We start from the raw sequence: 19,576 nt of genomic DNA on the forward strand, positions 1-19,576 counted from the left end.
GCCCCGATCCGGGGCGCGGGCCGCGCTCACGGGATAATCGCGCCCCTATGCATCCGAACGCCCTGCTCGACCTCGCCACCGATCTGCTGCGCAGCGTGCTGCGCCTGGACCAGCCGGCCGACGCCGTCGTCTCCGCGTTCTTCCGCCAGCACCGTGCACTCGGCGCGCGCGACCGTCATGCGCTGGCCGAGACCGCCTACAACGTGCTGCGCCAGCGCCTGCTGTTCGCCCATCTGGCGCAAAGCGGCAGCGGCGCGCTCGAACGCCGGCTGGCGATCCTCGGCTGGCAGGGCGGCGACAGCTTCCTGCGCGGCGCGCTCGGCCCGCACGAGCAGCAGTGGCTGGCGCAGGTGAAGGCCGTCGACCGCACGACGCTCGCCGACAAGCTGCGCCACAACCTGCCCGACTGGCTGGCCGGCGCGCTGCAGGCGCAGCTCGGCGAGGAGTTCTGGCCGCTGGTGCAGGCGATGGACGCCGCGGCGCCGCTGGACCTGCGCGTCAACGTGCTGAAGACCAAGCGCGACGACGCCGCCAAGGCGCTGGCCGCCACCGGCATCACGGCCGAGCCGACGCCGTTTTCGCCCTGGGGCCTGCGCATCGACGGCAAGCCGGCGCTGAACAAGCTCGAGCTCTTCACCCAGGGCAGCGTCGAGGTGCAGGACGAAGGCAGCCAACTGCTGGCGCTGCTGAGCGGCGCCAGGCGCGGCGAGATGGTCGTCGACTTCTGTGCCGGCGCCGGCGGCAAGACGCTGGCGCTGGGCGCGATGATGCGCAACACCGGCCGGCTCTACGCCTTCGACGTCTCGGGCCACCGCCTGAACAACCTCAAGCCGCGGCTGGCGCGCAGCGGCCTGTCCAACGTCTACCCGGCGCAGATCGCGCACGAGCGCGACGAGCGCGTCAAGCGCCTGGCCGGCAAGATCGACCGCGTGCTGATCGACGCGCCGTGCTCGGGCCTGGGCACGCTGCGCCGCAACCCCGATCTGAAGTGGCGCCAGTCGCCCAAGGCGGTGCAGGAGCTGCAGGCCAAGCAGCAGGCCATCCTCGCCAGCGCAGCACGTCTGCCCAAGTCCGGCGGCCGCCTGGTCTACGCGACCTGCAGCCTGCTGGCGGCCGAGAACGAGGAGATCGTCGCCGCGTTCGATGCCGAACATGGCCGCGACTTCGTGCGCCTGGACCCGGCGGAGCTGCTGCGCGAGCAGGGCGTGGAGCGCGCCGACGAGCTCGTCCAGAACCAGTGCCTGCGGCTGTGGCCGCACCGCCACCGCACCGACGGCTTCTTCGCCGCCGTCTGGCAGCGGCGCTGAGCGCCCGGCGCGGCGAGGCCGCGCTTGCCATGAGTTGCGCCTGAAAGCCAGGCGAAATCGCAAATCACCTTGCGAAACCAGGCTCGTACAATGCCAGGATTGAGCTAACGCAAGGCGAAAGAACGCGATGATCCAGTTGTTGACCCTCCACGACGCCCTCGTCGACTGGCTCGCCCACGGGCTGCTCGGCGCGTCTTGGTGGCAGATCGTGCTCTTCACGCTGGCGGTGACGCACGTGACGATCGCGGCCGTGACGATCTTCCTGCACCGTGCGCAGGCGCACCGCGCGCTGGATCTGCACCCGGTCGTCTCGCACTTCTTCCGCTTCTGGCTCTGGCTGACCACTGGCATGGTCACCAAGGAGTGGGTCGCGATCCACCGCAAGCACCACGCGAAGTGCGAGACCGAGGAAGACCCGCACAGCCCGGTGACACGCGGCATCAAGACGGTGCTGCTGACCGGCAGCGAGCTCTATCGTGCCGAGGCCAAGGTGGGTGAGACGCTGGCCAAATACGGTCACGGCACTCCCGATGACTGGATCGAGCGCCATCTCTACAGCCGCTTCAGCTGGCAGGGTGTGGCGCTGATGCTGATCGTCGACCTGCTGCTGTTCGGTGCCGTCGGCGCGACGGTGTGGGCGGTGCAGATGATCTGGATCCCGATCCACGCCGCCGGCATCATCAACGGCCTGGGCCACTTCTGGGGCTACCGCAACTTCGAGGCGGCCGACGCCTCGACCAACATCTCGCCCTGGGGTGTGCTGATCGGCGGCGAGGAGCTGCACAACAACCATCACACCTACCCGACCTCGGCCAAGTTCTCGGTCAAGCGCTACGAGTTCGACATCGGCTGGGCCTACATCCGTGGCATGCAGGCGCTGGGGCTGGCCAAGGTGCGCAAGACGCCGCCGCGGCTGGCGCTGGGTGAGCTCAAGCCGCTGGCCGACGGCCAGACGCTGGACGCGCTGATCGCCAACCGCTACGAGGTGATGGCCGGCTACGCCCAGGAGATGCGCCGTGCGGTGCGGGCCGAGCTGGCTCGCCTGAAGGCGCAAGGCGCCCAGAACAGTGCGCACTGGCGCGATCTGGTGCTTGCCAAGACCTGGCTGCACCGCGACGAGGACAAGATCCCGCAAGGCGTGCGGCAGCACCTGACGCAGGCGCTCGGCGCCAATCCCAGCCTGGCCAAGCTGGTGGCGATGCGCGAGGAGCTGCGTGCGCTGTGGACTCGCACCAACGTCTCGGCCGAGCAGCTCGTCGTCGATCTGCAGGCCTGGTGCCGCAAGGCCGAGGACAGCGGCATTGCCGCGCTGCAGGAGTTCTCGCTGAAGCTGCGCTCGGCGCGCGCCTGAGCGGCAGCGGGTGTATGAAACGACGAAGGGGCCTTGCGGCCCCTTTTTCATGTCCGCCTCGGCGGAGGGGCGGAACGATCCGCCCAAAACAAACGGGGCCCGCGGGCCCCGTCGTCTCGGTCCGTGGCCACCTTCTGGTGGCCGGACGATCACTTCAGCTTCACTTCCTTGTACAGGACGTGCTTGCGAGCCTTGGGGTCGAACTTCAGGAATTCGAGCTTTTCGGGCGTCGTCTTCTTGTTCTTGCTCGTGGTGTAGAAGTGGCCGGTGCCCGCAGTGGACTCCAGCTTGATCTTTTCGCGTCCGCCTTTGCTGGCCATGTCGCTCTCCTAACGGTCTGTCAGATTTCGCCGCGGGCACGCAGGTCGGCGACGACCTTGTCGATGCCCACCTTGTCGATCAGGCGCAGAGCCGCATTGGAAATGCGCAGGCGCACCCAGCGGTTCTCGCTCTCCATCCAGAACCGGCGGTACTGCAGGTTCGGCAGGAAGCGGCGCTTCGTTTTGTTGTTGGCGTGGGAAACGTTGTTCCCCACCATCGGGCGCTTGCCCGTGACTTGACAGACGCGTGCCATGACGCTTCTCCGAAAGGTTCGAGGGTGATGGCCGCCTGCGAAAGATACCGAGCTCCCAGCGGAGCCGGGCCATCAAAGGCAGCAAAGCCGAAAATTATAGCCCAGATTGTTCGAGGTACCGTTGGGCATCGAGCGCAGCCATGCAACCGGTGCCGGCGCTGGTGATCGCCTGGCGGTAGACATGGTCCTGGACGTCGCCCGCGGCGAAGACGCCGGGCACGCTGGTCATGGTCGCGAAACCCTCGGAGCCGCCCTTGGTCAGCACGTAGCCGTCCTTCATCTCGAGCTGGCCCTTGAAGATCTCGGTGTTGGGCTGGTGGCCGATGGCGATGAAGCAGCCGTTGAGCTTCAGCTCCTCGGTCGAGCCGTCGTTCACCGACTTCAGGCGCACGCCGGTCACGCCGCTGGCGTCGCCGAGCACCTCGTCGAGCGTGGCCCACAGGTGCAGCACGATCTTGCCGGCCTTCACCTTGTCCATCAGCTTGTCGACCATGATCGGCTCGGCGCGGAACTTGTCGCGGCGGTGGATCAGGTGCACGCGGCTCGCGATGTTCGACAGGTACAGCGCCTCCTCGACGGCGGTGTTGCCGCCGCCGACGACACCGACCTCCTGGTCGCGGTAGAAGAAGCCGTCGCAGGTGGCGCAGCCGCTGACGCCACGGCCCATGAAGGCCTGTTCGCTGGGCAGGCCCAGGTACTTGGCGCTGGCGCCGGTGGCAATGATCAGCGTGTCGCAGGTGTAGGTGCCCGAGTCGCCGGTCAGCACGAAGGGCCGCTGCGAGAAGTCGACGGCGTTGACGTGGTCGAAGACCATCTTCGTGTTGAAGCGCTCGGCGTGCTGCTGGAAGCGCTGCATCAGGTCCGGGCCCATCACGCCGTTGACGTCGGCGGGCCAGTTGTCGACTTCGGTGGTCGTCATCAGCTGGCCACCCTGGGCGATGCCGGTGACGAGCACCGGCTCGAGGTTGGCGCGGGCGGCGTAGATCGCGGCGGTGTAGCCGGCCGGGCCAGAGCCGAGGATCAGGACGCGGGCGTGGGTGGTGTTCTGGGTCATGGAAGCTCGAGAAAAGGTCCGGCGGGCGGGCCGAGAGGGGCACGCGACGGCGTCGGGCGTCGCGCCGATCCGATATGCGAGGATACCGCCCGCGAGGTGCGCCGGCAGCCCGGTGCGCTCAATGGGCACAATAGGAAATAACTTTCCGCGTCCGACCGCGGCGGTCGGGCGGGGAGAGAACACAAGAGGAGGTCCCCGTCGTGTCGATGCTCTCGAACCTGGATCTGATCCGGCGCGTGCCGCTGTTCTCGATGCTGACGGCCGAACAGGCCCAGTCGATCGCGGACAGCGTCGTCAAGCGCCGCTTCCGCCGTGGCGAACTCGTGGTCGAACAGGGGCGCAAGAGCAACGCGCTGTTCATCCTGCTCAACGGGCGTGCGCGCGTGCTGACCTCCGACTCGCGCGGTCGCGAGGTCATCCTGGCAGTGCTCGAGTCCGGCGACTACGTCGGCGAGATGAGCCTGATCGACGGCGAGCCGCACTCGGCCACCGTGCGTGCCGAGATCCAGACCGACATGCTGGTGCTGCAGCGCGCCGACTTCGCACGCTGCCTGCCCGAAGGCTCGACGCTGTCCTACGCCATCCTGCGCGGCCTGGTGCGCCGGCTGCGCAACGCCGACCGCCAGATCGAGTCGCTGGCGCTGCTGGACGTCTACGGCCGCGTCGCACGCACGCTGCTGGACATGGCCGAGGACGACAAGGGCACGAAGATCATCCGCCACAAGGTCTCTCGCCAGGACATGGCCAAGGTCGTCGGCGCCTCGCGCGAGATGGTCAGCCGGGTCATGAAGGACCTGGAGGACCGCGGCGTCATCGAGACCCAGGAGAACGGCTCGGTGATCATCAAGGAACGGCTGCAGACCGACTGAAACGGCAGCGGCCGGGGCGTTCGGCCACAATCGCCGGATGACGTTCCCGCTCGGATCCCTGGGTGCCGGCGCCGCTGCGGCGAAGGCACCGCGGCCGGTTCCGGCCCCGGCGCGCTGGCGCCAGCAGGCCTTGCTGGCCGCCGGCGCGGTGGCCTGGCTGCTGCTGGTGCTGGCACTGGCCACCCACCATCCCGCCGACCCCGCGTTCACGACCTCCGGCACCGGCGAGCCGGTGCACAACGCCGCCGGCCTGGCCGGCGCCTGGGTTGCCGACCTCGCCTACTTCCTCTTCGGCTTCTCGGCCTGGTGGCTGGTGCCGGTGGGCCTGCGCGCCTGGCTGTCGCTGCTGGCGCAGACGCTGCGCAGTGGCGATGACGCGCCCGCAGAGTCCCATCACGTGCGGCTGCGTTTCTGGGCCGGCTTCGCCCTGTTGATGATGGCCGCCACCGCGCTCGAGTGGACCCGGCTGTACCGTCTGGAAGCACTGCTGCCGGGCCACTCCGGCGGCGTGCTCGGCTACGCGCTGGGGCCGCTGTCGATGCGCTGGCTGGGTTTCGCCGGTTCGGGCGTGCTGTGGATCGTGGTGCTGGTGCTGGGCCTGTCGCTGGCGCTGCGTTTCTCGTGGCTGAAGCTGGCCGACGCGATCGGCGAGCGCGTCGACGGCCTGCGCGAGCGCCGTGCCGAGGTGCGCGAGCAGGAAGAAGACCGTCGCATCGGCGAGCAGGCCACGCGCGAGCGCGAGCACGTCGTCGAGGTCGAGCGCCAGATCGTCGAGGAGCACGTGCCGATCGTCATCGAGCCGCCGGTCGTCGAGGTGCCCAAGTCCGAGCGTGTCGCCAAGGAGCGCCAGAAGCCGCTGTTCGTCGAACTCGCCGACACCCGGCTGCCGCAGGTCGACCTGCTCGACGCCGCGCCGGGCCGCCAGGAGAGCGTCACGCCCGAGTCGCTGGAGATGACCAGCCGGCTGATCGAGAAGAAGCTCAAGGACTTCGGCGTCGAGGTGCGTGTCGTCGCCGCGTCGCCGGGCCCGGTGATCACGCGCTACGAGATCGAGCCGGCCACCGGCGTCAAGGGCGCGCAGATCGTCAACCTCGCCAAGGACCTGGCGCGTTCGCTGTCGCTGATCTCGATCCGCGTCGTCGAGGTCATCCCGGGCAAGAACTACATGGCGCTGGAGCTGCCCAACGCGCGCCGGCAGACGATCCGCCTGGCCGAGATCCTGGGCTCGCAGATCTACCACGAGGCTTCGTCGCTGCTGACGATGGGCCTGGGCAAGGACATCGTCGGCAACCCGGTCGTCGCCGACCTGGCCAAGATGCCGCACTGCCTGGTCGCCGGCACCACCGGTTCGGGCAAGTCGGTGGGCATCAACGCGATGATCCTCAGCCTGCTCTACAAGGCCGAGGCGCGGGACGTGCGGCTCATCCTGATCGACCCGAAGATGCTGGAGATGAGCGTCTACGAGGGCATCCCGCACCTGCTGGCGCCGGTCGTCACCGACATGAAGCAGGCGGCCAACGCGCTCAACTGGTGCGTCGGCGAGATGGAGCGGCGCTACAAGCTGATGAGCAAGCTCGGCGTGCGCAACCTCGCCGGCTACAACAAGAAGATCGCCGACTCGGCGGCGCGGGGCGAGAGCATCGGCAACCCGTTCAGCCTGACGCCCGAGCAGCCCGAGCCGCTGGAGCGGCTGCCGCACGTGGTCGTCGTCATCGACGAACTGGCCGACCTGATGATGGTCGTCGGCAAGAAGATCGAGGAGCTGATCGCGCGCCTGGCGCAGAAGGCGCGTGCCGCCGGCATCCACCTGATCCTGGCGACGCAGCGGCCCAGCGTCGACGTCATCACTGGCCTCATCAAGGCCAACATCCCGACCCGGCTGTCGTTCCAGGTCTCCAGCAAGATCGACAGCCGCACCATCCTCGACCAGATGGGCGCCGAGGCGCTGCTGGGCCAGGGCGACATGCTCTACCTGCCGCCGGGCAGCGGCATGCCGGTGCGCGTGCACGGCGCCTTCGTCAGCGACGACGAGGTGCACCGCGTCGTCGAGTACCTCAAGACCCAGGGCGAGGCCAACTACGTCGAGGGCATCCTCGAAGGCGGCGTGCTCGAAGGCGATGCCGACGCGATGCCCGAAGGCGGCCCCAGCGGCGGCGGCGAGGACGATTCGATGTACGACCAGGCGGTGCAGGTCGTGCTGCAGCACCGGCGGGCGTCGATCTCGCTCGTCCAGCGCCATCTGCGCATCGGCTACAACCGCGCCGCGCGGCTGCTGGAGCAGATGGAAAAGTCGGGCATCGTCTCGGCCATGGGACACAACGGGAACCGGGACCTGCTGGTGCCCAAACGCGAAGAATGAAGAAGCTCCTGATCGCCGCCGCGCTGGCCGCGGCCAACACGCTGGCGCAGGCCGACGCCGTGCAGTCGCTGCGCGCCTTCGTGCGCGACGTGAAGACCGGCCGCGCCGAGTTCACGCAGACCGTCACCTCGCCGGACGGCGCGAGGAAGAAGACGTCCTCGGGGCGCTTCGAGTTCTCGCGCCCTGACCGCTTCCGCTTCGGTTACGAGAAACCGTTCCAGCAGACCATCGTCGCCGACGGCCAGAAGGTCTGGATCCACGACCCCGACCTGAACCAGGTCAGCTCGCGCCGCCTGTCGCAGGCGCTGGGCGCGACGCCGGCGGCGCTGCTGGCCGGTGGCTCGCTGGAGGCCGACTTCGTGCTGTCCGACGGCGGCAGCCAGGGCGGGCTGCAGTGGGCGCAGGCCACGCCGCGCACGCCCGACGGGCCGTTCAAGTCGATGAAGGTCGGATTTCGCGGCAGCGAGCTGGCGGCGGTGGAGATCGTCGACAGCTTCGGCCAGCGCTCGCGGCTGGACTTCAGGGGCTTCGAGGCCGGCGTCGCGCTGCCGGCCGATCGTTTCCGCTTCACGGTGCCGGCCGGCGCCGACCTGCTCGAGCAATAGCCGCAGCGGCCGGCTTCAGAAGGGCTCGGCGTCCATCAGCCCCATGTCCGGGCTGCGCACCAGCGCCTCGATGTCCAGCAGGATCAGCAGGCGCTCGTCGTCGCCGGTCTTCAGCGTGCCCAGGCCCGTGATGTAGCTCGCGTCGACGGCGGCGCTGAACTCGGGCGCCGGCCTGACCTGTCCGCTGCCCAGTTCGAGCACGTCGCTGACCGAGTCGACCACGATGCCCACCGTGCGGCCGGCGACGTCGAGGATGATGACGACGGTGAAGCCGTTGTACTCGGCATCGGCCAGGCCGAAGCGCAGCCGCATGTCGACCACCGGCACGATCACGCCGCGCAGGTTGACGACGCCCTTGATGAACAGCGGCGCGTTGGCAATGCGGGTCGGGGGTTCGTAGCCGCGGATCTCCTGCACCTTCAGGATGTCGATGCCGTACTCCTCGGCACCGAGCTTGAACGAGAGGTACTCGCGGGCGTGGAGTGCCGTCGCGTCCTGCGGGCTGTCGGTCGCGGCGGCGGGGCGGTCAAGGGCGAGGCTCATGCGGGCTCCTGGAGCAGGTCTCGTTCGGCGCCCGGTCGCGGCCGCCGTGGCGGCGATTCTGGCCAGCGCCTGCAGGGGGTGATGCCGTGATAAGCGCCGCCGGCGGCTCCCAATTCCCGCTCGGCGACAATCGGCCATGGACGCTCAGGACTCCCTGTTCGCCGACGAGCCGCCGCCACCGCGGCAGTCCGCCGCGGCGCAACCCGGCGCGCCGCTGGCCGAGCGGCTGCGCCCGCGCACGCTGGCCGAGGTCATCGGCCAGCAGCACCTGCTGGGCCCTGGCCGGCCGCTGCGCGTGGCCTTCGAGAGCGGCCGCATCCCGTCGATGATCCTCTGGGGACCGCCGGGCGTCGGCAAGACGACGCTCGCGCGCCTGGTCGCCGGCACGGTCGATGCGCAGTTCCTGGTGCTCTCGGCGGTGCTGGCCGGCGTCAAGGACATCCGCGAGGCGGTCGAGCAGGCCAAGGATGCCCGCCGTCGCGGCCAGGCCACCATCGTCTTCGTCGACGAAGTGCACCGCTTCAACAAGGCGCAACAGGACGCCTTCCTGCCGCACGTCGAGTCGGGCCTGTTCACCTTCATCGGCGCGACGACCGAGAACCCGTCGTTCGAGGTCAACTCGGCGCTGCTCTCGCGCGCCACGGTGCATGTGCTGAAGCCCTTGGCCGACGAGGACCTGGGCACGCTGCTGGACCGCGCCCGCACGCTGCTGGGCGCGCCGCCGCTGACCGATGCCGCGCGCGCGCGCCTCGTCGCCCACGCCGACGGCGACGCGCGCCGGCTGCTCAACGCCTACGAGAACCTGGTCGCGACCGCCGGCGACGTGGCCGAACTCGACGAGGCCGCGCTGGAGCGTGCGCTCGGTGAACTGCTGCGCCGCTACGACAAGGGCGGCGACCAGTTCTTCGACACGATCTCGGCGCTGCACAAGTCGGTGCGCGGCTCCGACCCCGACGCCGCGATCTACTGGCTCGCGCGCCTGCTCGACGGCGGCGCCGACCCGCGCTACGCCGCCCGCCGCATCGTGCGCATGGCCGCCGAGGACATCGGCCTGGCCGATCCGCGCGCGCTGCGCCTGGCGCTCGACGCCGCCGAGGTCTACGAGCGCCTCGGTTCGCCCGAGGGCGAACTGGCGCTCGCCGAGGCCGTGGTCTATCTCGCGATCACGCCCAAGTCCAACGCCGTCTACAAGGCCTGGAACGAGGTGCGTGCGCTGGTGCGCAGCGACGTCAGCCGTCCGGTGCCGGACCATCTGCGCAACGCGCCGACCCAGCTGATGAAGTCGCTCGGCCATGGCCGCGACTACCGCTATGCCCACGACGAGCCCGAAGGCTACGCCGCGGGCGAGCGCTACCTGCCCGACGGCCTGGTCGGGCGGCGCTTCTACGCCCCCGCGGGCCGGGGCCTGGAGGCGCGCATCGCCGATCGCCTAGCAGAACTTCGTGCTTTGGACGATGCGGCGACTACCTCCGATTGATGCGAATTTTCGAGCGAGAATCGCGCCCTTGCGCGACGGCCGGCCGGCGTCGCCGGGGTCAGGGAACCTCGCTTTACATACAAATTGAGATGATCCGGCCGAGTTCTTGCTAGCTCTCGACACGGCGCGCGGGACGACCGCGCGGATCACCCCCGGAGACTCCCTTTCGATGGAAACATTCTTCCAGCAGATCATCAACGGTCTGGTGCTCGGCAGCATGTACGCGCTGGTGGCGTTGGGCTATACGATGGTCTACGGCATCATCAATCTGATCAACTTCGCGCACGGCGAGGTGTTGATGGTGGGCGCGCTGACGAGCTGGACCGTCGTCACCCTGCTGGCCGACTCGGGTCTGCCGGGCTGGGCGATGATGCTGATCTCGCTGCCCGTGGCGATCCTCATCTGCTCGACGCTGAACTTCACGATCGAGAAGCTGGCCTACAAGCCGCTTCGCAGCGCGCCCCGGCTGGCTCCGCTGATCACCGCGATGGGCATGAGTCTGCTGCTGCAGACCGTCGCGATGATCATCTGGAAGCCCAACCCCAAGCCTTATCCGCTGCTGCTGCCGACCGATCCGATCGACCTCGGCGGCCCGGTCATCACCGTCACGCAGTGCCTGATCCTGGGGCTCACCGCGGTCATCCTGTCGTCGCTGATGTACCTGGTCAACCGCACCAAGCTCGGCCGCGCCATGCGCGCCACCGCCGAGAACCCGCGTGTCGCGACGCTGATGGGCGTGCGCCCCGACATGGTGATCTCGGCCACCTTCATCATCGGCGCGACGCTGGCCGCCGTCGCCGGCGTGATGTGGGCCGCCAACTACGGCACGGTGCAGCACTCGATGGGCTTCCTGCCCGGCCTGAAGGCCTTCACGGCGGCGGTGCTGGGCGGCATCGGCAACCTCGCCGGCGCGGTGGTCGGCGGCCTGCTGCTGGGCCTCGTCGAAGCCATCGGCGCGGGCTACCTCGGTGACCTCACCGGCGGCGTGCTCGGCAGCCACTACGCCGACATCTTCGCCTTCGTCGCGCTGATCCTCGTGCTCACGCTGCGTCCCGCCGGCCTGCTCGGCGAACGCGTCGCCGACCGCGCCTGAGTTCCGGGTCGATTCCCATGAAGAACAAGCTCTTCCTATTCATCATCGCCGCCCTGGCACTGCTGGCGCTGCCGCTGTTCGCGCAGCAGTTCGGCCAGGGCTGGGTGCGCATCCTCGCGCTGGCGCTGCTGTACGTGCTGCTGGCGCTGGGCCTGAACATCGTCGTCGGCTACGCCGGCCTGCTCGACCTGGGCTACGTCGCGTTCTACGCCGTCGGCGCCTACATGTACGCGCTGCTCGCGTCTCCGCACCTGACGGAGAACTTCGAGTGGATCGCCAGCGCCTTCCCCAACGGGCTGCACACGCCGATCTGGCTGGTCATCCCGTTGGCGGCGGGATTGGCGGCACTGGCGGGCGTGCTGCTGGGCACGCCGGTGCTCAAGCTGCGCGGCGACTACCTGGCGATCGTCACGCTGGGCTTCGGCGAAATCATCCGGGTGTTCATGAACAACCTGGAGTACCCGGTGAACATCACCAACGGGCCGCGCGGGCTGGACCGCATCGACTCGATGAACCTGTTCGGCTTCGAGTTCGGCAAGGCGCTGACGATCGGCGACTTCACGATCCCGGCGGTCACGCTGTACTACTACCTGTTCCTGGCCCTGGTGATCTTCAGCGTGCTGATCAGCTACCGCCTGGAGCGCTCGCGCATCGGCCGCGCCTGGATGGCGATCCGCGAAGACGAGATCGCCGCCAAGGCGATGGGCATCAACACGCGCAACATGAAGCTGCTGGCCTTCGGCATGGGCGCCACCTTCGGCGGCGTCTCGGGCTCGATGTTCGCGTCGTTCCAGGGCTTCGTCTCGCCGGAGTCGTTCTCGCTGCAGGAGAGCGTGATGATCGTCGCGATGATCGTGCTCGGCGGCCTGGGCCACATCCCCGGCGTCATCCTGGGCGCGGTGCTGCTGGCGGCGCTGCCCGAGGTGCTGCGTTACGTCGCCGGCCCGCTGCAGGAGATGACCGGCGGGCGGCTCGATGCCGCCATCCTGCGCCAGCTGCTGATCGCGCTGGCGATGATCTCCATCATGTTGCTGCGTCCGCGCGGCCTGTGGCCCTCGCCCGAACACGGCAAGGCCGCGCCGCGGCCGGTCACCAAGCTGATGCGCTGAGAAGGGACGCGAAGCGACATGTCGGAAACGATTCTCAAGGTTCAAGGCGTCTCCAAGCGCTTCGGCGGGCTGCAGGCCCTGTCGGACGTCGGCATCGAGATCCGCAAGGGCCAGGTCTACGGCCTCATCGGCCCCAACGGCGCCGGCAAGACGACGTTCTTCAACGTCATCACCGGCCTGTACATCCCCGACGCGGGCACGTTCGAGCTCGGGGGCGAGTCCTACAAGCCCAGCGCGGTGCACCTCGTCGCCAAGGCGGGCATCGCCCGCACCTTCCAGAACATCCGCCTCTTCGCCGAGATGACGGCGCTGGAGAACGTGATGGTCGGGCGCCACGTGCGCACGCGCTCGGGCCTGGGCGGCGCGGTGTTCCGCACCGCCGGCTTCAAGCGCGAGGAGGCCGAGATCGCCGCGCGTGCCAAGGAGCTGCTGGACTACGTCGGCATCGGCAAGTACGCCGAGTACAAGGCGCGCACGCTGTCCTACGGCGACCAGCGCCGGCTGGAGATCGCTCGCGCGCTGGCCACCGACCCGAAGCTGATCGCGCTGGACGAGCCCGCCGCGGGCATGAACGCGACCGAGAAGGTCGTGCTGCGCGAGCTGATCGACCGCATCCGCCGCGACGGCCGCACGATCCTGCTCATCGAGCACGACGTGAAGCTGGTCATGGGGCTGTGCGACCGCGTCACCGTGCTCGACTACGGCAAGCAGATCGCCGAGGGCACCCCGGCGGACGTGCAGAAGAACGAGAAGGTCATCGAGGCCTACCTGGGCGCGGGCGGACACTGAGCATGAGCACCACGACGATGTTGAAGGTCACCGGCCTGAAGGTGGCCTACGGCGGCATCCAGGCCGTCAAGGGCGTGAACTTCGAGGTCCACCAGGGTGAACTGGTGAGCCTGATCGGCGCCAACGGCGCCGGCAAGACGACGACGCTGAAGGCGGTGACCGGCACCCAGCCGGTGGCCGAGGGCACGATCGAATACCTGGGCCGCAGCATCCGCGGGCAGGGCGCCTGGGACCTGGTCAAGCAGGGCCTGGTGATGGTGCCCGAAGGCCGCGGCACCTTCACGCGCATGACGATCGTCGAGAACCTGCAGATGGGCGCCTTCATCCGCAACGACAACGAGATCGACGCCGACATCGAGAAGGTGTTCGTGCTCTTCCCGCGCCTGAAGGAGCGCCGCAACCAGCTCGCCGGCACGATGTCCGGCGGCGAGCAGCAGATGCTCGCGATGGGCCGCGCGCTGATGGCGCGCCCCAAGGTGCTGCTGCTCGACGAGCCCTCGATGGGCCTGTCGCCGATCATGGTCGACAAGATCTTCGAGGTCGTCAACGACATCCACCAGCGCGGCACGACGGTGCTGCTGGTCGAGCAGAACGCCAGCCGCGCGCTCGGCCTGGCCAACCGCGGCTACGTGATGGATTCGGGCGAGATCACGATGACCGGCGATGCCAAGGCGCTGCTCAACGACCCGAAGGTGCGCGCCGCCTATCTCGGCGAGTGATGCCCTCCGGCGCCGCGAGGCGTCGGCTGACGGACGAGGCCGCCTTCGGGCGGCCTCGTCGTTTGCGGCGTTCAGTCGACCTGGGCGCCCGACAGCTTGACGACCTTCTGGTACTTGGCCAGCTCGGTCTTGACGAAGGCCGCGAACTGTTCGGGCGTCGTCGGCGCCGGCTCGATCATCAGCGTCGCCATGCGCGACTTCAGCTCCGGCGTCGCCAGCGCGTCGGTGAAGGCCTTGTTCAGCCGCAGCGTGGTGTCCTGCGGCAGGCGGGCCGGGCCGAAGAGGCCGAACCAGGTGCTGATGTCGAAGCCCGGCAGGCCGGCCTCGATGGCCGTCGGCAGCTCGGGCATCGCGCTTGCGCGGCGCGCCGTCGTCACCGCCAGCGCCTTCAGCTTGCCGTTGCGGATGTTGCCCGAGGCCGCGGCCAGGTTGTCGATGTTGAAGTCGACCTGGCCGCCCAGTAGCGCGAGCTGCGCCGGCGCCGCGCCGCCGTAGGGAATGTGCACGGCGTAGATGCGGGCCAGGGACTTGAGCATCTCGCCGGCGAGGTGGCCGGCGCTGCCGTTGCCGCCCGAGCCGTAGTTCAGCTTGCCGGGGTTGCGCCGGGCGTAGGCCAGGAAGTCAGTCAGCGTGGCGATCTTCAGCCGCGCCGCGGTCCCGGCGTTCATCACCAGGACGTTGGGCACCTGGGCCACGAGCGTGATGGGCGTGAAGTCGCGCACCGGGTCGTAAGGCAGCTTCGCGAACAGCCAGGGATTGATGGCGTGCGTGGCGACCGCGCCCATCACGATCGTGTGGCCGTCGGGCGCGCTGCGGGCCACGTAGTCGGCGCCGAGGTTGCCGCCGGCGCCGGGTTTGTTCTCGACGACGACCAGCCCCAGGCCGTCCCTGGCGCGTTCGGCCAGCGCGCGCGCGACGGTGTCCAGCGGGCCGCCGGGCGGGTAGGGCACGACGAGGCGGATCGGGCGGTTGTCGGCGGCGAACGCCGGGGCGCCGGTGGCGGCCAGCGCGCCGGCCGCGAGCAGGTGGCGGCGGGAGATCATCGGGCGGTCGGGCCGTGTTTGTCGGCCTCCGAGGTGAAGGAGTCGGCGTAGAACTCGTCGGCCGGCAGGCCGCAGCGGGCGACGAAGTCGCGCTGCGCGGCTTCCACCATCGCCGGCGTGCCGCAGGCGTAGACCTGGTGGCCCGACAGGTCGGGCCAGTCGGCCATCACGGCCTGGTGCACGAAGCCGGTGCGGCCGTCCCAGGCGTCGTCGGCCGTGGGCTCGGAGAGCACCGGCACGTAGTGCAGGTTCGGCATCGCCGCCGCGGCTTGGACGCACCAGTCGTGGCGGTACAGGTCGGCGCGGCGGCGGCAGCCCCAGTACAGCACGACCGGGCGCTCGATCTTCTCCAGCCGCATCTGCTCGAGGATCGCCTTCACCGGCGCGAAGCCGGTTCCGCTGGCCAGCAGCACGATGGGCTTGGCGCTGTCGGTGCGCAGGAAGAAGCTGCCCAGCGGGCCTTCCAGGCGCAGGATCTCGCGCTCCTTCATCGCGCCGAAGACGTGGTCGGTGAACTTGCCGCCCGGCATGTGGCGGATGTGCAGCTCGATGGCCGGCGGCTCGCCGAGCTGCTGCGGGGCGTTGGCGATGCTGTAGGCGCGGCGCGCGCCGTCGCGCAGGATGAACTCGACGTACTGGCCGGCGCGGTACTGCAGGTTCTGGTTGGCCGGCAGCTGCAGCTTCAGCAGCGCGACGTCGGCCGCGGCGCGTTCGATCGCGAGCACACGCACCGGCATCTTCAGCACCGGGAACTGGCCGGCGGCGGGCACGCCGCGGGCCTCGACGGCGCAGTCGGTCAGCGGCACCGCGCAGCAGCTGAGGATCTGGCCGGCGGCCTCTTCCTCGGGCGTCAGCGCCTTGCGCTGGTGCGCGCCGTGCGTGACGCGGCCGTCGAGCAGGCGGCACTTGCACGAGCCGCAGGCGCCGTCGCGGCAGCCGTAGGGCAGGCCCACGCCCTGGCGGATGGCGGCGGCGAGCATCGTCTCGTCGCGCTGGACCTCGAACTCGACCCCGGCGGGCTCGACCTTGACTCTGAAACTCATGGCAGGCGGCACACGTAAACTAACCCGTCATTGTGCCCCGTCCCACCTTGCTCATCGTCGGCTGCGGCGACGTCGGCTGCCGCGTCCTGAAGCGGCTGGCCGGCCGCTGGCGCGTGCTGGCGCTCACGTCCTCGCCCGAACGCATGCCCGCGCTGCGTGCGGCGGGCGCGGTGCCGCTGGTCGGCAACCTCGACCACCCGGCGACGCTCGGCCGCCTGGCCGGCCTGGCCGACCACGTGCTGCACCTGGCGCCACCGCCCGGCGAAGGCGAGGGCGACCCGCGCACCCGGGCGCTGCTGCAGGCGCTGGCGCGCGCCGGCCGCGTGCGCACGCTGGTCTACGCCAGCACCACCGGCGTCTATGGCGACGCCGGCGGTGCACGCTTCGACGAGACACGCGCCGTCGCGCCGGCCACGCCACGCGCCCGGCGGCGTGTCGACGCCGAGGAACAGGTGCGGCGCTTCGGCCGCCGTCACGGCGTGCGGGTCGCGGTGCTGCGTGTGCCGGGCATCTACGCCCCCGACCGCGAAGGCGGCGACCCGCGCGAGCGCGTGCGCCGCGGCGCGCCGCTGCTGCTGCCGCCGCACGACCCGTACACCAACCACGTGCACGCCGACGACCTGGCGCGCATCTGCGTCGCCGCGCTGCTGCGCGCCGCGCCGCAGCGCGTTTATCACGCCAGCGACGACGGCGAGTTCACGATGGGCGACTATTACGAACTCGTGGCCCGCCTCGCCGGCCTGCCGGCGCCGCGCCGCGTGTCGCTGGAAGAAGCCCGGCGCACGCTGGGCGCGATGACCCTGAGCTTCATGGGCGAGTCGCGCCGCCTCGACAACACGCGCCTCAAGCGCGAGCTGCATGTCGTGCTGCGCTACCCGACGGTCGTGGAAGGTTTGGCCTCCAAGGGCTGAGCCCTACGAGACTTCGTCAAACCATCTGGAGCCTCCCTCCAGGAGGGAGGCTGGAGGGTGTCGTTGAACAAGCTGGAGCCCCTTCGTGGAGGGGGCTCGGGGGAGCCCAACGTTCAGAGCCGGAGGCTAGAGACCCTGCGGCAAAGCCGCAGGGTTCTCTAGCGCCTCCGGCGGCCGCCGAAAGGCGGCTGGCGCCGCCAGTAGCGGATCATCAGGAAGCCGCCGACCATGCCGCCCAGGTGGGCGAAGTGGGCGATGTCGCCGCGGTCCATGAAGCCCAGCAGCAGTTCCAGCGCGCCGAAGACGACGACGAAGGTGCGTGCCTTCATCGGGATCGGCGGGATCAGCAGCATCACCTGCCGGTTCGGGAAGAGCATGCCGAAAGCCAGCAGCAGCGCGAACAGCGCACCCGAGGCGCCGATCGTCGGGTTCTGCGAGCCGGTCAGTGCCGTCACCGCCATCTGCGCCACGGCCGCGGCCAGCGCGCCGGCGAGCAGGAACTGCAGGTAGCGCTTCTGGCCCCAGACACGCTCCAGCTCCGAGCCGAACATCCACAGCCCCAGCATGTTGAAGAACAGGTGGAACAGGCCACCGTGCAGGAAGGCGTAGGTGACGACCTGCCAGGGGCCGAAGAGGCCGCTGCCGACGGGCCACAGTGCCAGCCACATCGTCAGCGATTGCGGCACGAAGGTCTGCAGGCAGAACACCGCCGTGCAGATCAGGATCAGCGTCTTGGTGACCGGGGGAAGCGGCGGCATGGATCGGGCCGGACGGGCACGCCCGGCGGAAACGGTCGGGGTGGGATGGTGCCCGCGGCCAGACTCGAACTGGCACGCCTTGCGGCGGCGGATTTTGAATCCGCTACGTCTACCGATTTCGTCACGCGGGCGCGCGGGGCGGCGCTGGGCTCGCCCGGGTTCGAATGATTATGTCATGCAGGGTTCCGGCGTCCGGGCGTGGGCGCTGCCACAATGCCGCAGAGGAGCGAAGACGATGGACCCAACGGCCGCCCAGGCCTATCCGACCCTGGAAGAAGCGATCGGACGCACGCCGCTCGTGCGGCTGCAGCGCCTGCCCGGCGCAGACGGCGCCGCGCGCGGCAACGTCATCCTCGGCAAGCTGGAGGGCCACAACCCGGCCGGCTCGGTCAAGGACCGGCCGGCGATCAGCATGATCCGTCGTGCCGAGGAGCGCGGCGACATCAAGCCCGGCGACACCCTGATCGAAGCCACCTCCGGCAACACCGGCATCGCGCTGGCGATGGCTGCGGCGATCCGCGGCTACCGGCTCGTGCTGATCATGCCGGAGGACCTGTCGATCGAACGTGCGCAGACGATGAAGGCCTTCGGCGCCGAACTCATCCTGACGCCGCGTTCGGGGGGCATGGAGTACGCGCGCGACCTGGCCGAACGCCTGCAGCGCGACGGCAAGGGCCGCGTGCTCGACCAGTTCGCCAACGCCGACAACCCGCGTGTGCACTACGAGAGCACCGGCCCCGAGCTGTGGGAGCAGACCGGCGGGCGCATCACGCACTTCGTCAGTGCGATGGGCACCACCGGCACGATCACCGGCGTCTCGCGCTACCTGAAGGAGCGCAACCCGGCGGTGCGCATCGTCGGCGCGCAGCCGGCCGACGGCTCGCGCATCCCCGGCATCCGCAAGTGGCCCGAGGCCTACCTGCCGAAGATCTACGACCCGGCGGCGGTCGACGAGACGGTGCTTGTCAGCCAGGCCGACGCCGAGGACATGGCGCGCCGCCTGGCGCGCGAGGAAGGTTTGTTCGGCGGCATCTCGGCGGCCGGCGCCTGCTGGGTCGCGCTGCAGCTCGCGCGCACGGTCGAGAACGCGACGATCGTCTTCGTCGTCTGCGACCGCGGCGACCGCTACCTGTCCACCGGCGTCTTCCCCGCCTGAGCCGCCGTGGACGAGGAGGCCCGCTTCTGCCTGCGCTGCGGCACGGCGCTGGCCTGGATCACGCTGGACGAGGACGGCGGCCCGAAGGCGCGGCGGCGCTGCCCGGCCTGCGGCTGGACCCACTGGAACAACCCGACGCCGGTGCTGGCGGCGATCGTCGAATGCGCCGACCGCGGCGGCCGGCTGCTGCTGGCGCGCAACGCCGCCTGGTCAGGGCGCCTGTTCGCGCTGATCACCGGCTTCATGGAGGCCGGCGAGAGCGCCCAGGATGGCATCCGCCGCGAGGTCGCCGAGGAGACCGGTCTCGTCGTCGAGACGCTCGACCTGGTCGGCGTCTACGACTTCCAGCGTTTGAACCAGGTGATCATCGCCTGGCACGCGACGGCGCGCGGCGAGATCCGGCTGTCGCCCGAACTCGCCGAGTACCGGCTGTTCGAGCCCGCCGAGGTGCGCTGCTGGCCCGCCGGCACCGGCTACGCGCTGGCCGACTGGCTGCGTTCGCGTGGCCACGAGCCGGTGTTCATCGACTGGCCGCCGCGCGAGACGGCGACGTCGGCCGCCTAGAATCCGGCCCGATGGACGCTCTGCCTTTCGACAAGGAACTCGACACCCGCGGGCTCAGCTGTCCGCTGCCCATCCTGAAGGCCAAGAAGATGCTGGCCACGATGGCCAGCGGCGAGGTGCTGAAGGTCGTCGCCACCGACCCCGGCTCGATGCGCGACTTCCAGGCCTTCTCGCGCCAGACCGGCAACGAACTCGTCGACCAGCACGCCGAGGGCGCCGAGTTCGTGCACTGGCTGCGGCGGCGCTGAGGCC

Annotated in this window: 21 protein-coding genes and 1 tRNA gene; 14 read left to right on the plus strand and 8 right to left on the minus strand. The window is 69.7% G+C overall.

Features of this window, described 5'->3' with window-relative positions:
- Nucleotides 1-47 precede the first annotated feature (47 nt).
- Both EV684_RS06070 and EV684_RS06075 read left to right on the plus strand, forming a co-directional pair.
- Nucleotides 48-1,307: an RsmB/NOP family class I SAM-dependent RNA methyltransferase gene (locus EV684_RS06070; RefSeq protein WP_132645319.1), complete on the plus strand. Its 1,260-nt coding sequence runs from the start codon at nucleotides 48-50 to the stop codon at nucleotides 1,305-1,307.
- Between the two features lie 127 nt (nucleotides 1,308-1,434).
- Nucleotides 1,435-2,658, plus strand: a complete 1,224-nt coding sequence (locus EV684_RS06075; protein ID WP_132645320.1) for a DesA family fatty acid desaturase — start codon at nucleotides 1,435-1,437, stop codon at nucleotides 2,656-2,658.
- 149 nt (nucleotides 2,659-2,807) lie between these two features.
- Here the strand turns inward: EV684_RS06075 and rpmG are convergent, their stop codons facing one another.
- The 3 genes from rpmG to trxB form a co-directional block, all read right to left on the minus strand.
- Nucleotides 2,808-2,978, minus strand: a complete 171-nt coding sequence (rpmG, locus tag EV684_RS06080; RefSeq protein ID WP_009857054.1) for a 50S ribosomal protein L33 — start codon at nucleotides 2,976-2,978, stop codon at nucleotides 2,808-2,810.
- A 20-nt stretch (nucleotides 2,979-2,998) separates the two neighbouring features.
- Entirely contained in the window at nucleotides 2,999-3,232 is a 234-nt protein-coding gene (gene rpmB, locus EV684_RS06085) for a 50S ribosomal protein L28 (protein ID WP_132645321.1), read from the minus strand.
- Between the two features lie 94 nt (nucleotides 3,233-3,326).
- Nucleotides 3,327-4,286, minus strand: a complete 960-nt coding sequence (gene trxB / locus EV684_RS06090; RefSeq protein WP_132645322.1) for a thioredoxin-disulfide reductase — start codon at nucleotides 4,284-4,286, stop codon at nucleotides 3,327-3,329.
- Between the two features lie 200 nt (nucleotides 4,287-4,486).
- On the opposite strand from trxB, the gene EV684_RS06095 reads away from it, so the two are divergent.
- Genes EV684_RS06095 through lolA form a run of 3 tightly spaced genes read left to right on the plus strand, consistent with a single transcriptional unit; the run spans nucleotide 4,487 to nucleotide 8,119 of the window.
- A complete protein-coding gene (locus EV684_RS06095; RefSeq protein ID WP_014429613.1) occupies nucleotides 4,487-5,155 on the plus strand; it encodes a Crp/Fnr family transcriptional regulator in 669 nt (222 codons plus the stop codon).
- A 37-nt stretch (nucleotides 5,156-5,192) separates the two neighbouring features.
- On the plus strand, nucleotides 5,193-7,514 hold the full coding sequence (locus EV684_RS06100; protein WP_132645323.1) for a DNA translocase FtsK: 2,322 nt from the start codon (nucleotides 5,193-5,195) through the stop codon (nucleotides 7,512-7,514).
- Complete coding sequence (gene lolA / locus EV684_RS06105; RefSeq protein WP_132645324.1) at nucleotides 7,511-8,119, plus strand: outer membrane lipoprotein chaperone LolA; 609 nt, start codon at nucleotides 7,511-7,513, stop codon at nucleotides 8,117-8,119. Before EV684_RS06100 ends, lolA begins: the two co-directional genes overlap by 4 nt.
- A gap of 15 nt (nucleotides 8,120-8,134) precedes the next feature.
- Here the strand turns inward: lolA and EV684_RS06110 are convergent, their stop codons facing one another.
- Nucleotides 8,135-8,662 carry a chemotaxis protein CheW gene (locus EV684_RS06110; protein WP_132645325.1) on the minus strand — a complete coding sequence of 176 codons (528 nt, stop codon included), beginning with the start codon at nucleotides 8,660-8,662 and terminating at the stop codon, nucleotides 8,135-8,137.
- Between the two features lie 136 nt (nucleotides 8,663-8,798).
- Here EV684_RS06110 and EV684_RS06115 point away from each other — a divergent pair, with 136 nt between their 5' ends.
- The 5 genes from EV684_RS06115 (at nucleotide 8,799) to EV684_RS06135 (ending at nucleotide 13,849) form a co-directional block, all read left to right on the plus strand.
- The gene (locus tag EV684_RS06115) at nucleotides 8,799-10,139 is read left to right on the plus strand and encodes a replication-associated recombination protein A (protein WP_132645326.1); all 1,341 of its coding nucleotides are present in this window, start codon (nucleotides 8,799-8,801) and stop codon (nucleotides 10,137-10,139) included.
- 169 nt (nucleotides 10,140-10,308) lie between these two features.
- Nucleotides 10,309-11,232 carry a branched-chain amino acid ABC transporter permease gene (locus EV684_RS06120; protein ID WP_132645327.1) on the plus strand — a complete coding sequence of 308 codons (924 nt, stop codon included), beginning with the start codon at nucleotides 10,309-10,311 and terminating at the stop codon, nucleotides 11,230-11,232.
- A gap of 17 nt (nucleotides 11,233-11,249) precedes the next feature.
- On the plus strand, nucleotides 11,250-12,341 hold the full coding sequence (locus tag EV684_RS06125; protein ID WP_132645328.1) for a branched-chain amino acid ABC transporter permease: 1,092 nt from the start codon (nucleotides 11,250-11,252) through the stop codon (nucleotides 12,339-12,341).
- An 18-nt stretch (nucleotides 12,342-12,359) separates the two neighbouring features.
- Entirely contained in the window at nucleotides 12,360-13,130 is a 771-nt protein-coding gene (locus tag EV684_RS06130; protein ID WP_132645329.1) for an ABC transporter ATP-binding protein, read from the plus strand.
- Nucleotides 13,131-13,132: 2 nt separating this feature from the next.
- The gene (locus EV684_RS06135) at nucleotides 13,133-13,849 is read left to right on the plus strand and encodes an ABC transporter ATP-binding protein (protein WP_242478687.1); all 717 of its coding nucleotides are present in this window, start codon (nucleotides 13,133-13,135) and stop codon (nucleotides 13,847-13,849) included.
- A gap of 71 nt (nucleotides 13,850-13,920) precedes the next feature.
- Here the strand turns inward: EV684_RS06135 and EV684_RS06140 are convergent, their stop codons facing one another.
- Nucleotides 13,921-14,892 carry a Bug family tripartite tricarboxylate transporter substrate binding protein gene (locus EV684_RS06140; protein WP_132645330.1) on the minus strand — a complete coding sequence of 324 codons (972 nt, stop codon included), beginning with the start codon at nucleotides 14,890-14,892 and terminating at the stop codon, nucleotides 13,921-13,923.
- Nucleotides 14,889-15,935, minus strand: a complete 1,047-nt coding sequence (locus EV684_RS06145; protein ID WP_132645331.1) for a CDP-6-deoxy-delta-3,4-glucoseen reductase — start codon at nucleotides 15,933-15,935, stop codon at nucleotides 14,889-14,891. The genes EV684_RS06140 and EV684_RS06145 overlap by 4 nt, the downstream gene beginning before the upstream one ends.
- 32 nt (nucleotides 15,936-15,967) lie before the next feature.
- Here EV684_RS06145 and EV684_RS06150 point away from each other — a divergent pair, with 32 nt between their 5' ends.
- A complete protein-coding gene (locus tag EV684_RS06150; protein WP_132645332.1) occupies nucleotides 15,968-16,846 on the plus strand; it encodes an SDR family oxidoreductase in 879 nt (292 codons plus the stop codon).
- Between the two features lie 158 nt (nucleotides 16,847-17,004).
- On the opposite strand, the gene EV684_RS06155 is transcribed toward EV684_RS06150, so the two are convergent.
- Nucleotides 17,005-17,604 (minus strand): rhomboid family intramembrane serine protease, encoded by a 600-nt coding sequence (locus tag EV684_RS06155; RefSeq protein WP_132645333.1) that lies wholly within the window; start codon nucleotides 17,602-17,604, stop codon nucleotides 17,005-17,007.
- Between the two features lie 46 nt (nucleotides 17,605-17,650).
- Nucleotides 17,651-17,735: transfer RNA gene (locus tag EV684_RS06160), tRNA-Leu, on the minus strand.
- Between the two features lie 104 nt (nucleotides 17,736-17,839).
- On the opposite strand from EV684_RS06160, the gene cysM reads away from it, so the two are divergent.
- Genes cysM through EV684_RS06175 form a run of 3 tightly spaced genes read left to right on the plus strand, consistent with a single transcriptional unit; the run spans nucleotide 17,840 to nucleotide 19,572 of the window.
- Nucleotides 17,840-18,760 (plus strand): cysteine synthase CysM, encoded by a 921-nt coding sequence (gene cysM, locus EV684_RS06165; RefSeq protein ID WP_132645334.1) that lies wholly within the window; start codon nucleotides 17,840-17,842, stop codon nucleotides 18,758-18,760.
- Between the two features lie 6 nt (nucleotides 18,761-18,766).
- Complete coding sequence (locus EV684_RS06170; RefSeq protein ID WP_132645335.1) at nucleotides 18,767-19,324, plus strand: NUDIX domain-containing protein; 558 nt, start codon at nucleotides 18,767-18,769, stop codon at nucleotides 19,322-19,324.
- Between the two features lie 11 nt (nucleotides 19,325-19,335).
- Entirely contained in the window at nucleotides 19,336-19,572 is a 237-nt protein-coding gene (locus EV684_RS06175) for a sulfurtransferase TusA family protein (RefSeq protein ID WP_132645336.1), read from the plus strand.
- Nucleotides 19,573-19,576: the final 4 nt, after the last annotated feature.

Source organism: Rubrivivax gelatinosus (genome assembly GCF_004340905.1).
Classification (GTDB): Bacteria; Pseudomonadota; Gammaproteobacteria; order Burkholderiales; family Burkholderiaceae_C; genus Rubrivivax; species Rubrivivax gelatinosus.

What these genes read in the sequence shown, in the direction of transcription:
- EV684_RS06070 (WP_132645319.1), top strand. Translation starts at nt 48, where the DNA reads ATGCATCCGAACGCCCTGCTCGACCTCGCCACCGATCTGCTGCGCAGC.
- EV684_RS06075 (WP_132645320.1), top strand. Translation starts at nt 1,435, where the DNA reads ATGATCCAGTTGTTGACCCTCCACGACGCCCTCGTCGACTGGCTCGCC.
- rpmG (WP_009857054.1), bottom strand. Translation starts at nt 2,978, where the DNA reads ATGGCCAGCAAAGGCGGACGCGAAAAGATCAAGCTGGAGTCCACTGCG.
- rpmB (WP_132645321.1), bottom strand. Translation starts at nt 3,232, where the DNA reads ATGGCACGCGTCTGTCAAGTCACGGGCAAGCGCCCGATGGTGGGGAAC.
- trxB (WP_132645322.1), bottom strand. Translation starts at nt 4,286, where the DNA reads ATGACCCAGAACACCACCCACGCCCGCGTCCTGATCCTCGGCTCTGGC.
- EV684_RS06100 (WP_132645323.1), top strand. Translation starts at nt 5,193, where the DNA reads ATGACGTTCCCGCTCGGATCCCTGGGTGCCGGCGCCGCTGCGGCGAAG.
- lolA (WP_132645324.1), top strand. Translation starts at nt 7,511, where the DNA reads ATGAAGAAGCTCCTGATCGCCGCCGCGCTGGCCGCGGCCAACACGCTG.
- EV684_RS06110 (WP_132645325.1), bottom strand. Translation starts at nt 8,662, where the DNA reads ATGAGCCTCGCCCTTGACCGCCCCGCCGCCGCGACCGACAGCCCGCAG.
- EV684_RS06115 (WP_132645326.1), top strand. Translation starts at nt 8,799, where the DNA reads ATGGACGCTCAGGACTCCCTGTTCGCCGACGAGCCGCCGCCACCGCGG.
- EV684_RS06120 (WP_132645327.1), top strand. Translation starts at nt 10,309, where the DNA reads ATGGAAACATTCTTCCAGCAGATCATCAACGGTCTGGTGCTCGGCAGC.
- EV684_RS06125 (WP_132645328.1), top strand. Translation starts at nt 11,250, where the DNA reads ATGAAGAACAAGCTCTTCCTATTCATCATCGCCGCCCTGGCACTGCTG.
- EV684_RS06130 (WP_132645329.1), top strand. Translation starts at nt 12,360, where the DNA reads ATGTCGGAAACGATTCTCAAGGTTCAAGGCGTCTCCAAGCGCTTCGGC.
- EV684_RS06135 (WP_242478687.1), top strand. Translation starts at nt 13,133, where the DNA reads ATGAGCACCACGACGATGTTGAAGGTCACCGGCCTGAAGGTGGCCTAC.
- EV684_RS06140 (WP_132645330.1), bottom strand. Translation starts at nt 14,892, where the DNA reads ATGATCTCCCGCCGCCACCTGCTCGCGGCCGGCGCGCTGGCCGCCACC.
- EV684_RS06145 (WP_132645331.1), bottom strand. Translation starts at nt 15,935, where the DNA reads ATGAGTTTCAGAGTCAAGGTCGAGCCCGCCGGGGTCGAGTTCGAGGTC.
- EV684_RS06155 (WP_132645333.1), bottom strand. Translation starts at nt 17,604, where the DNA reads ATGCCGCCGCTTCCCCCGGTCACCAAGACGCTGATCCTGATCTGCACG.
- cysM (WP_132645334.1), top strand. Translation starts at nt 17,840, where the DNA reads ATGGACCCAACGGCCGCCCAGGCCTATCCGACCCTGGAAGAAGCGATC.
- EV684_RS06175 (WP_132645336.1), top strand. Translation starts at nt 19,336, where the DNA reads ATGGACGCTCTGCCTTTCGACAAGGAACTCGACACCCGCGGGCTCAGC.